Source organism: Dehalobacter sp. DCM, from assembly GCF_024972775.1.
GTDB lineage: Bacteria > Bacillota > Desulfitobacteriia > Desulfitobacteriales > Syntrophobotulaceae > Dehalobacter.
Genome location: NZ_CP092282.1, coordinates 74,337 through 86,124, shown reverse-complemented (window position 1 = coordinate 86,124; position 11,788 = coordinate 74,337). Strand labels below are relative to the sequence as shown.

Annotated in this window: 10 protein-coding genes; 6 read left to right on the top strand and 4 right to left on the bottom strand. The window is 41.1% G+C overall.

Features of this window, described 5'->3' with window-relative positions; genetic code table 11:
- Nucleotides 1–2: 2 nt before the first annotated feature.
- From LPY66_RS00395 to LPY66_RS00380, 4 genes are all read right to left on the bottom strand, one after another.
- The gene (locus tag LPY66_RS00395) at nt 3–3,647 is read right to left on the bottom strand and encodes a hypothetical protein (RefSeq protein ID WP_337986213.1); all 3,645 of its coding nucleotides are present in this window, start codon (nt 3,645–3,647) and stop codon (nt 3–5) included.
- Nucleotides 3,648–3,675: 28 nt separating this feature from the next.
- Nucleotides 3,676–4,554 (bottom strand): DUF4007 family protein, encoded by an 879-nt coding sequence (locus LPY66_RS00390; RefSeq protein ID WP_337986212.1) that lies wholly within the window; start codon nt 4,552–4,554, stop codon nt 3,676–3,678.
- Between the two features lie 2 nt (nt 4,555–4,556).
- A complete protein-coding gene (locus tag LPY66_RS00385; protein WP_337986211.1) occupies nt 4,557–6,272 on the bottom strand; it encodes a phosphoadenosine phosphosulfate reductase domain-containing protein in 1,716 nt (571 codons plus the stop codon).
- A gap of 83 nt (nt 6,273–6,355) precedes the next feature.
- Nucleotides 6,356–6,562: a helix-turn-helix domain-containing protein gene (locus LPY66_RS00380; protein WP_337986210.1), complete on the bottom strand. Its 207-nt coding sequence runs from the start codon at nt 6,560–6,562 to the stop codon at nt 6,356–6,358.
- 814 nt (nt 6,563–7,376) lie between these two features.
- Between LPY66_RS00380 and LPY66_RS00375 the strand changes: the two genes are divergently transcribed.
- The 6 genes from LPY66_RS00375 to LPY66_RS00350 all read left to right on the top strand — a co-directional run bounded on the left by LPY66_RS00375 (nt 7,377) and on the right by LPY66_RS00350 (nt 11,775).
- Complete coding sequence (locus LPY66_RS00375) at nt 7,377–8,015, top strand: RNA polymerase sigma factor (protein WP_337986209.1); 639 nt, start codon at nt 7,377–7,379, stop codon at nt 8,013–8,015.
- Nucleotides 8,008–8,250: a helix-turn-helix domain-containing protein gene (locus tag LPY66_RS00370; RefSeq protein ID WP_337986208.1), complete on the top strand. Its 243-nt coding sequence runs from the start codon at nt 8,008–8,010 to the stop codon at nt 8,248–8,250. Before LPY66_RS00375 ends, LPY66_RS00370 begins: the two co-directional genes overlap by 8 nt.
- A 512-nt stretch (nt 8,251–8,762) precedes the next feature.
- A complete protein-coding gene (locus tag LPY66_RS00365; protein ID WP_337986207.1) occupies nt 8,763–9,035 on the top strand; it encodes a helix-turn-helix domain-containing protein in 273 nt (90 codons plus the stop codon).
- 53 nt (nt 9,036–9,088) lie between these two features.
- On the top strand, nt 9,089–10,423 hold the full coding sequence (locus LPY66_RS00360) for a site-specific integrase (protein WP_337986206.1): 1,335 nt from the start codon (nt 9,089–9,091) through the stop codon (nt 10,421–10,423).
- Between the two features lie 395 nt (nt 10,424–10,818).
- Nucleotides 10,819–11,364, top strand: a complete 546-nt coding sequence (locus LPY66_RS00355; RefSeq protein ID WP_084234509.1) for a helix-turn-helix domain-containing protein — start codon at nt 10,819–10,821, stop codon at nt 11,362–11,364.
- A gap of 60 nt (nt 11,365–11,424) precedes the next feature.
- On the top strand, nt 11,425–11,775 hold the full coding sequence (locus LPY66_RS00350; RefSeq protein ID WP_337986205.1) for a hypothetical protein: 351 nt from the start codon (nt 11,425–11,427) through the stop codon (nt 11,773–11,775).
- Nucleotides 11,776–11,788: the final 13 nt, after the last annotated feature.

Here is an 11,788-nt window from a genome sequence, read left to right as displayed (position 1 = left end):
TGTTAGATTCCTCCCCCGCACATCTTTTCAATGAATTCCATAAGTATTTGTCTTTTTTCTTGTTCTGGAATAGACTTTCCCATTTCATCGAGAGCCGTAGCTATCTCGTTGTAGAGAAGTTTTCCTCTATCGCTGTAAGTTGTCTTATCAAATGACTTAACAACCTCTTTGCCATTTTTACCAATGAACGACACCTTGTAACTACTTGAGCTTACCGCTGAATTATCAAACTGTGCAGCAGTTAAGTCATACTCTGAAACAGATTTTTTTATCTGTTCCAATTCTCCTGCAAATTGAGAAATCGTATCTACCGTCCAATCGTCAATTCGCAGATCGGTAACAGCCTTTGCAAGCCTTTCGATAAATGTCTTTTCATCATTGCCAATACTGCTCATGAGCTGCAATACCTTATGTTCTTCATTAGGGAACAAGTAGCTAAGAGTAGTTGGCTTTAATCTCTCAATGAAATCTTTGATAATGGACGTCAAGGTGGCATTGCCGGCTTGGCCAGCCTTGAAAATCTCTTTTACATCACTTATCAGATGCTTGGCGAGGTCGTTTTTGGCTCCATCAAAGGTAGCCTTTGAGCTTCTGATATTGTCAATAATGTCGACATTGAATTCTTTAAACCCAAAAATATCAAACAGTTTTTCGAACAAATACTCTCTTGCGTTGATATCAGTCTGCTTTAAGCTCCCGATGAATTTTATCTGTGAAGGAGATATTTTTTCTGGAGGAGCATCTTTGCCTTTATAGTTAGTCTTTAACTCCTTTGCATATTTAGGCAAGCTCATGTACCAGCGTGACATGGCAGACACTACATAAGTAAAGGTGTTGTAATCCTTTTCTTTTGAAATAATATGATCTGAAAATAAGGTTGCCAAGCTGTTTATATAAGCTGACTTATCTTCGTTCCAATCCTCCATTAAGGTAGTAAAAGCCTTCGGATTTTCGTTGATGCTATTTAAGAGATCCGCGTTTATTTTAACTTCCTCAGTCTTATTCTTGATAACAAGATACTTCTTGAAAAAATGAAGCACAACGGCGATATAGATGGGGATAACCCCTCTTTTTATGCCGTAACCAGATTCGGGCAGAGTCAACCTATCATATAAATCTTTGAAATTCTGCCCATCATTTGCGTTAGCGTTATTAAAAAACTCTTGTATTTCACGAAGAGTATTTGCCATTTTCTCATAATCAGGCGTAAGCGTCAAAACTGGCTTTACCTGTTCGTTAGATAGGATGCCTGTCTGTATCAAAGTGCTTCTCATAAATGAAACGTCCTGGCCTGTTCCGGTAAGCCCTAAATTCACATTCAGCTCGTTTTCAAGCAGACCTGAGATGAGCTTGCTTCTGCTATTTATTGCCACAGTCGGCAAACTATCCTTATTTATGGATTCGTTATTGATAATGGGGGTGTTCGGATAAGTTAATGAACAAATTTCCGAGAGTTTGGCAGAGATTTGTGCTTTTCTCTTGAACGGCTGCTTTTCACCGTTCCAATAATACTCGGCTTCTCCTATTTCCGGGCGAGTAAAATTTGAAATATATCTACTGATAACTTCTTCTAAATCCTCAATATAAATATCATATTCATCAGAGAGAAGCTCATCATCAGAAACCATGTCCTTCAGGATCATAACGGCATTAAACTCAAAAGCTATTTTTTCAATATCCATAAAGCGTACAGGTAGCACGAAAATAATTCTATTGTGGTAACAGTTGCCGCTTTTAATAGCTTCTCTGATTTGTTCGATTTCTTCGTTGTTACTAGGAATAATCGCATACACCACGCCATCAGCACTTAGGTTTTCAATCTTTCTTCCCCAATCTGTAACTGAGAAAAACTCCATGCTGTCTATAAAGGTGAAATCAAAGTATCTTGTAATCTCCATTTCATCATTGTAGGCAGTGGGATACATATAGCTGTCAAAAGAGGACTTATTCAAGATGTCCTTTACGCTCAAAGTCAGTCTGGTCTTTTCAATAACATTCTGAATCTCCGCACCAATGTCAACGCCGGAGCTTTCCTTGATTTTCAGATAGCCGTTACTTCTCTTGAGATATATAATGCACTCTTTTTCAATAAGCTCGGCAAGTACATCATCAATAACCTTAACATCGGAAACGCTGTCTCTGAAGGTGTCTACGATCATGTCTTTAATTGGGGACAGTTTTTCAAACTGCTCAACAATGTAGATGAGCGAAATGGTTTTAATGATTTTAGTAGCCAGCGAGTCTTCGTCGAGCTTCTGAAGCACCTTTGAAGTGGTTTCATAAAGCTTGTGAATTTCGCTTGTGTAAGGCTCTTTTCTTAAAAGTGGTTCAAAATAATCATACACATAATCGGGGGTAAGCATAGGGAAATCACCCTTCGCATCTTCTAAAAATGCGGTTAGGGTATGCTTGTTATCCGATGATAAAAATGTAAACAGCGTTCTCTCGTTCTGCGCTACCTTTTCGGATAATCTTGGCAGGATGAAAGTTGAAATCGGATGCAGCGGATAGCAGCCCTTTACTGCCGTCTGAGCTGTGGCATTATCATTCTTTTCGAGTATACCGTTTGCCTCAAAACGCTCAATTAAGTTTTTAAAGTGTGTTTCATTCTTCTGGCAGTAATCAGCCCAAAAGTCTCCGTCCTTCTTAATAACAGCCGAGATAATCTCATACATCTGAGAAAAATTATTATGCAGATTAATATGTTTAAACCTACCGGAAACACCTCTCCAGCCATCTACCTTATCTTTTGGAAGACTTTTATCAATGTAGTTCGCAATATCCTTATGAGAAATCAGCATTAGATGCATTTGCTTGTCGCCGCTGCGGTCGCACTTTTCCGCAAAGTCTTGCAGCAGCTTTATGTCGCTGATCGTAGTATTTGCAATGCTCGATTCCAGATATTTGCTGAACTCGTCATAAATGACGTATACACCGTTAAAGCCTTCGTCCTTTAGTTTATCTACGACCTTTTCATAAAGCTCTACTACATCAAAGCCGAGGAAAGGGTTAAAAGCGCTGCCGGATGTGAGTGTAGGATAAAGCCTATTAAACTTTTCATACGAACTCACATCGTACTCTTTCAAGGAAACGATAAAGTCATTGACTGGTACATTAAGTTCTGAAATAAACTTTTTATACGTATCCTGGTAATGATTTTCCCAAAGCTCTATGGTATTGACAGCCGCCTTGAAGTTGGTTTCAGGCATGAGATTTGTCAATTTTTCGTTTTTTAGAGCTGTTTGCAATGCGCTCAAAAACGATTGTGTAATACTTGTGCTGCTTCCGCTGACAATAATCGGGAGTAGTTTTTTATCGCTGTTTATGTAGTCTGTAATAAACCCATACAGCTTCGGATTTTGTTCCTTAATTTTATTCAAAAGCACTTCGAACAAAGCTATGTCTTTCTTAAAAAGAAGCGACATGAGCATGAGTACGATGTGTGATTTTCCTCTGCCATATGCACCAATCAATATTCTTGCTCTGCCTCTATCCTGCACACTGGTGCTGAGAATGACATCCTCAATGACGTCAATAGATGACATCGTAGGAATAAAGCTTTTCACTTTATTTTCATTGTGTAGATCATAGGCGATATTGATTGATGTTTGAAAACCTTTCTCTACCCATATTTTCTCATCGAACATACTCTATCTCCATTCTTAGAGGGTCTGTCTATTTGTTGATTGCGCCGTAATATTCTCTGACACACCCTAAAAAGTCAATTTCTCTTTCAATGTCTATATAATCAAGTCCAGCCGTCCGAACAACCTTGATATATCCCATAAGTTCTATTTTATTAAGCAAGCTGGTTAGTGTGATAATATCGAGGTTAAACACTTTACCGGCATTACACTTATCGTTCTGAATAGAAGATATCTTAATTTGCTTTTCCCCTTGAGCCTGGTCAATAATGACCGCAAGGACTACAAGCGGATGTATACTATCAAGCTTAGGAACACTTTTTTTAAAGGTCTTTGCCTTTTTATTTGCGATGTCTACAAGCGATAGCTCGCCAAGCGGACAATCGATATTGCTTTCAGGATGCACCTTGCCGGGATTGGATTTGATTCTCGGCACATAGGTGTTGATGATGCAGTTAAAATCATCATCTAAAGAACGATCGGAAACCTCTGATTCGTTTAGCAGAATGTAGGTGTTGAGCTGCTTAACAAAATCATGCCGGTTAAACTCATTACGAGTAAACTCATTAAAGAAGTAATACCATGCCGTTGCGTCAGCTTCGTTGGTTGCAAGTTTATAATGCAGAAGCCACAGTGTTCCTATTTCTTCGATGTATCTGTCGTTTTCATAGACGATTTCACCGAAAGGGGTAAGGGTTTGGTATTTCTTCCCCAAAGGCGGTTCAGCAGTAAGCCCGACAGCTTGCAGCCAATACCGTAGGGATTTAACCATATTTGCACCTATGCCTAAAATGTCCATAGGGTTTCCGTTGTCGCCCATGAAGACTGTTCTATCACGGACAACATTTTTCATTCCTTTGTATAGCCAGCCTTTTCGTATGAAAAAGGTGTCATGTGCTCTAAATCTCATAATTACTCCTTTGTCTTTAGGTATTTATCCATCAGGCAGCCGCCTTCAAGGTATTTAGCTGTAACGCACATCTTGCAGTGTTTACACTTGCTTTCGTTAATGCGATATTCGTCACCGATAATGGAGATTGCACCAAATCTGCACAGTGACTCACATTTTAAGCATTTGCGGCAAGCGTTGAATTTTCTCACCTGATAACCGACCATTCTTTGCAGATCATCATGCTTTGCCACATTCATCGTCTTAATTTTTACTGCATAATCATATCCGTCCTGCGAAAAGGGCTGAACAGATAAAATCGGCACATTGGTCTTTATATCCAAGACAATGGTTTCGTTGATGAGCTTTCGACCAAGCTCCTTGGCAACCTTGCCAAATGGAGTTAGTAAACTTAAAAAGCTATCATCAACCAAGCGGTTTAGCTTATATACCTTTGCATTATCCTCAGTCGCACAGTTGGTGAACTTGATTTTGACATCCTCCGCGGCGGCAATGCCGTTACCGCCTTGACGAGCCTTCCACTTGCCGCTGTCAACATAGACTTCCGCATCGGGCTTACCGATTTTAACAGCAAAATCTATCAAAAATTCACGCCATTTCTTGGTCTGCTCCGGCATATAAATCCGTGATAATAACTGTGCTCTTTCATTATTGTTCGGGCAACACCAACAGCCCACACGGTCATAGCCAAGCCTGTAAGCATCGTTGAAGTCTATACCTTCACTCAATATGTAAAGCCAAACATCGATATCTTTCCAAAGGAAAATAGGGGAAGCGACTTTTTGTTTTTGTATCTTGACCGACTCCGCATTATTTTCAACACGGTTATACTTGCTACGGCTTACGGACTCGTTTTTGCGGATGCCGTAAAATGTTAAAATGTCCCTGTCACGATACATACTGTTCAGTACACGGGTGATCGGTCCGGTCTTGAACATAGAACAGCACCAGCGAAGCATACGAGCAGGGGGGCCAATGTCCTCGCAAACTTCATAAAAGTCCTGCTCCTTGTTTTTTGCTGTCTTAAATATCGCTTTTGGATTGTTTTCTCTAAATCTCTTAGCATACTCGATTGTCAAGGGGAATTCGAGCGTAGTATCGCCAAATATATGTACTAAGTTAGGATTACTCAAAGCTCGCACGGTTAAATCGGCGGTAACGGTTGAATCCTTGCCCCCTGAAAATGAGATTACTATATTCTCACTTGGGTATGCTTTGGCGGTATCCCTGATAAACTCTGTGGCTTCATCAAAAATGTAATGCAGTCTTTCTGTATTGGCTTTGATAAACTTATCTATAGTTTGATTAAAAACGTCATAGCTGTTTTGATCTTTGTACTTTTCAAGCAGCTCCATAATTTTGTTGGCAGAGCGCTTTTTATACGCACTGATTGGGATCATCTTCGATTCACCGTCAATGTAATAACGGTTATCTGCCGCCCAAACGGTCTTGTTTATGTATTCAAACGGTTTTGCGGTTAACATTTCAATCAGCAACCGCTCTTCAGGAAATACTGGGCGCAAATCAGCACATAAATAAGAGGTTCCTTTTCCGCATAAAGGACAGATGTTTTTGTCGATTCTGCTTGCTGATTTTATGATCGGTGTCTTGCAGTTGTTGCACCAATAAATCATAATAGGAGTATCCTGCTCAGTGGCGTTACCGCAAATCTCGCAGGTTTCACTATTAGTTTCCCTGCTACAACTCTTGCACCACATAACAAAACACCCCCTTACTTCCTCTATTTTATCAGGCTTACTGTACCATAAGATGGACAGCAAAGTGAATTAAATATTAAATATTAGTCTTTATCGTATTTTAATATATCTCCGACGCTGCATTCGAACAATTCACAAAGCTTATTGAGAGTTTCATAATCAACCCGCTCCATCTTGTCATGGTATAGGTTTGAGATTGTCGTTCTGGCAAGCCCTGTTTTCTCATGCACATCTTTTATTTTGTATCTTTTTTCGCCCATCAGCACGGATAATCTGCAATGTATTGACATCACATGCGCTCCTTATACAAAATTACAAAAATTATTATAACAGATATCTGTCAAATAATAAATAGATATGGATGCATTTTTAAACCATATCTATGCAAAATCTTTATTCTCAATAAAAACGTTATTCATAAATCGCCAACCAATATTGAAACGCAGCTAAAGCTCAAGTGGGAGTATGCCAAGTAGTAGGGCTAAGGTGCATTGTCAACCGCACTTAAAAATGTCTTTCTCTTTCGCGCCTATCTCCAGGCACATCTTGAACTCGTTCTCTCCCTGATACATTTGAATACATCAAAACCGTGCGGGATGTAGGTTACTTTATCGACATGGTTTTGGAATAAACTTTAAAAACGGCTTGATTACGACAAACAAGCTATTTTTTCTGTCTAAACTTGCGGTATTTTATAGGTATTTGACAAGTTATTTATAAGTTTTTGACAAGTTTCTACGATATAATCCCCATTGTGACATATGGGGAATTATGGTAATAATGTCATTCCGATTCCCCATTGGGGAGGTTACGGAATGATATATATTTTACTATTAAAGTTAAGGCAAAATCAAATACGAAAACGAAAAATTAAAAGCTGTCAAGACGCTGCGATCCATTATAGGATTGCGGCGTTTTTTATATCGACACGATTTTACATTAACATAAATAATTTGCCATTATTCATGGCTTTCCTTGCAAGCGTACCTGATTTAAAGCGGGTGCGCTTTTTTAATGTCAAATATAGAAGATTTTTATCACTTTTTGGTGGACGCTCGCCTCCCTCTGCACTGTTTATGCAAAAACAGATCGGAGGAAAAGGTTATGAAAGTATATACAAGCAAAGATGCTATCGTACCTGACCATCAGGCACGGACAAGCCCTCAAAATTGGAGCAGGCTACCCAAAGACCACAGTTCAAAAAATAAAATTCAAATTTTTACCTTGAAGTTTGCCAAAATCCGTTTTTCAAACGGGATAGTGAGTGAAAGGGAAAAGAACACCGCCTTGCGGGTACGGAAGGAGGTGAACTCAATGGAGCTATCTTCTTCCCAAAGGAAAACTATCCGGCACCAGTTTGACAGCTTCTGCAAAAAGATATTGCGAGAAGAATACCGTGATTGTGTGCGTGAAGCCCAACGGCGTTTGCAATATGAAATATCTTTTTCGGAACTGTCTCCGCAGGAATTGGATCAGCTTTACGTTATGGATGAATATTCCACCGATAGTAACCATTTCAGTGTGTTGGGATACGACATTGCGGTAAAGGACGATTTGATCGGCACAGCTTTGGCAGCTTTGTCGGAACAAAAACGCGATATTATCCTGCTATCCTATTTTCTTGATATGACAGATCAGGAGATTGGAGAAAAACTGAACATGGTACGGCGCACAGTCCAATACCAACGGACAAGCTCGCTCAGGCAGCTTAAAAAATTATTGGAGGGAAAAGCTGATGAATAAACATAAATCTCAAAATACCAGCCTGCTTCCTTTCCCCGTCATCAGAATGGCGGCTGACGGCAATATTGACGCTATCAATGCCGTGCTGAAACATTATGAGGGTTACATAGCCGCCTTGTCTACCAAGCGGCTTTACGATGAAAACGGCAACCCTCATTTATGTGTTGATGAGGAACTTAGGCGCAGGCTGGAAACCAAGCTTATTACCAAAATCCTTGCTTTTAAAGTAGCATAACCATAGCCTGTACGGGGGCATGTCCCTTTCCATGCTCCCGCTTTACGGGCTATTTGTGTTGCCTATCTGTAAAAGCCCATCGGCCAACGATGAGCTTTTACAGGCCGGCAAACAGGTTCCGGCCCTTGAACTTTGAAAACTGAATATACAGTATTTCAGGTACGTTCTCCATGCTGCTCCAAAAGAGCAAGCGATTAAGGGATCGGCGCGACGATAGCATATGCAGGAGCGATAAACGATGCCTTTAATCTGGCTGTGGCAAGCCAGTACGCGACAACAAGCATGGGCATAATGATACTTCCTCACGGCCCCCTAAAGACTTGGGGGGAGTTTCTGCTGTATGCGCTACTCTGGCAAAGGGCGGTACAAGCGGAGCTATGATGCCGGAGCCACCGGCAGCCTGGAGTATTCCCGCACCGGGGACGCGTGGCAAATGCGGTGGAATTAACATTAGAAACCATGGGCTGGCTTTCGCTTTTTAAAGCTGGAGCCAGCCTATTCTTGTGATGTTAATGCAGGTAATAAATAAGTATCCGGAGGTGAATCAGGTGGAAGTCAGCACTCATGAAATCTACCGTTTGGTATTCAAGGAATATCCCGACGTTCTTGATGTAAAGCAGGTCAGCAAGCTGTTAGGAATAAGCACAAAGACTGTCTATAAGCTCATAAATAACGGAACCTTGCCATGCTTAAAGGTAGGGCGTGAATTTCGGATACTAAAGGTTACGGTTATGAAATATATGAGAGCCTTTGGAATCCCGGATATATCAAAAAACAATCAATAAAAGTGCAACACATATAGACGCGATAGATTTTTCTTACTAAACTATAAGTGTCAATGGTAGGTGAAATCTATCTGTTAGAAATGGAGGATTTTATTGTGAAAACAGATCATCTACAAAATAATGAGCTTATTATTAAGGTTGCGGGGCATCTGGAAGAAAAACGAGGCATTTACCAGATGGCATTGAGTTGGGCAGATTGTAATGGCGGACGTAACCGTAAAAGCGTATCCACTGGTTTGCCGGTGAAAGGAAACAAGAAGCGGGCTGAAACAATGCTCCAGAAAACCCGGCAAGAATACGAAGAAATGTTGATGCAAGCTCAGCAAGAAAAAGAAGAGCAGCCAGAAAATCCAGATGAAGATCGTAAGATATTATTTGCTGACTTCATGGAGCAGTGGCTTGACGTGATCAGGCCGGACATCAAACTGACTACCTATGGCGGCTATTGCATGAATGTAAAAACTGTAATTGCACCGTATTTCCGTGAAAAGGGTATTTACCTGCAAGACCTGACTGCTTTGGATATCAATGACTTTTACGCCGAACAGCTCAAACGTGTAAAGGCAACTTCGGTTCACAAGTATCATGCGAACATCAGCAAGGCGCTCAAATATGCGGTTGAAAGAGACTTTATCCTCTATTCTGTTATGGATAAAGTGAAAAGGCCCAAAAAGGAACGCTTTGTCGGAAAATTTCTCAAACAATCCGAGGTTGTTGAACTTTTTGAAGCAGTAAAGGGTCATAAACTGGAATTAGGAGTCATCCTGGGTGCATTTTATGGGCTGCGCCGCAGCGAAATTGTAGGATTGAAGTGGGAGGCTATCGACTTTGAAGCCAATACGATCACCATCGAGCATACCGTAACGATGGCGACGATTAATGGAAAAAGGATTGTAGTGGCGGCCGACACAACGAAGTCAAAGTCCAGCTATCGTACATTGCCGCTTGTGCCGACATTTCGGGCAAAGCTGTTGGCTATCCGGGAGGAACAGCAGTATTATAAGAAGCTCTGCGGAAAATCCTACAACAAAGCCGAAGGTATTTACATCTATGTGGATCAGCTTGGCAATCGTATAAAGCCCGATTACCTGACACGCGAGTTTCCTGTTTTTATGGTTGAACATGAATTTCGCAGAATGCGTTTTCACGACCTGCGCCATTCATGTGCCAGTTTGCTGTTGGCTTGCGGCGTACCGCTAAAACAAATTCAAGAATGGCTGGGACACAGTGACTTTGCAATTACGGCCAATACATACGCCCATCTGGAGTTTAACTCTAAATTGGCGTCGGCCAATGCCATGACGTGGATTGACAAAACTTCTCTCTCTCAGTTACCACCTGAACCAATAGCGCCACAGTTACAGTTACCTGAACCAGTGCTAATGTAAAATAAATAAGCTGTCAGTTCATAATCCTATGGACTGACAGCATTGTAGGCTGGCGGAGGCGGTGAGATTCGAACTCACGAGCCGGTTTTAAGCCGACCGAACGATTTCGAGTCGTTTGTCTTATGCACACTATGGTGGAAATTAGAAGAAGATAAAAGCACATGGAAGTATCTACAAACCCACTAATTTCAGCGTTTTCTGGACCCGAATACCGAAAGGCCTTGACAAATCAATAGTTCGAATGAACCCCGATTTTGGCGCTTTTTTTGGAAAAAGGAGAGAATTTGGAGAGAACAAGAGAGATTTAGGAGAGAACAAAGGGCTTTTCTAACTGTTTAATATAGAGCTTCAGCATCACCTGCCGTTGACAATCCAATTAAGGAAAAGGTGATTCAATGAAGAAAATAAACAGTAAATACGATTATCTGCTCAAGGAATATCCGGCTGTTATTACCAAGGACCAATTCTACCGGATCTGCAACATCAGTAAAAAGACTGCAAAGCATCTTCTGGATAATGGCTTGGTCCCCTGTGTCAACAACGGAAAGAAAACCAGAAAGTACAAACTCAAGATGACCGACGTAATCGAGTATCTTGAAGGCCGGGATATATCTCCTGAGAGCTATATGGCTCCAATTGGATGGTATAAACGAGGACCTACGTACAAGGGATACAATCGGGAACTAAAAGTGTTAACGGAAGAAGAAAGAGCTAAGTTGGCAACGGTCTATTCTCATAGGATGGCCTATTACCCCGACGTTCTTTCCGTCATCGAAGCATCCGAGATCACTGGCTATCATCGAAATTCGGTTGCTAAATGGTGTACCAAGGATCTGATGCAATGTTTCAATATGGGAAACAGGTATCTGATCCCAAAGCCATCTCTCCTGGAATTTATGTTGAGTCCCTACTTTCAGGGCTTGAAATCTAAAATCGACTAGGAAACAAGGAATTGAATAGCAAACCAAGAAAAGGCCGTCACAAAACGTGGCGGTTTTATTTTGCCAAAATTTAAGGAGGTCGCCATGAAAAAAACCTTTAATCAACGTTACAATCAAGTCTACCAATTGGCTGAGCAGCAAGGTGAAGCTTTTGCCGAGGCGGTATCTGAATCCTTTGATGATCTGGATAGCCTCGGCGAATTCGTCGATACCCTGTTCTACATGCATTCCATCACGGGTGATGAGCAATTTGCTGTGTTTCTCGGGATGATGCACGAAATCATGGGGAGCCAGATGCCTGAAGAAATCGACTGCCATATTGTCATGGAGCAGAGGCCCAGCATTTTTTACAGCTGCTTTCTGACCTCATTCCTGACAGGCGTTTTGAATCGGGTCAGTTTATCTCACTAAATGGTGTATTCAT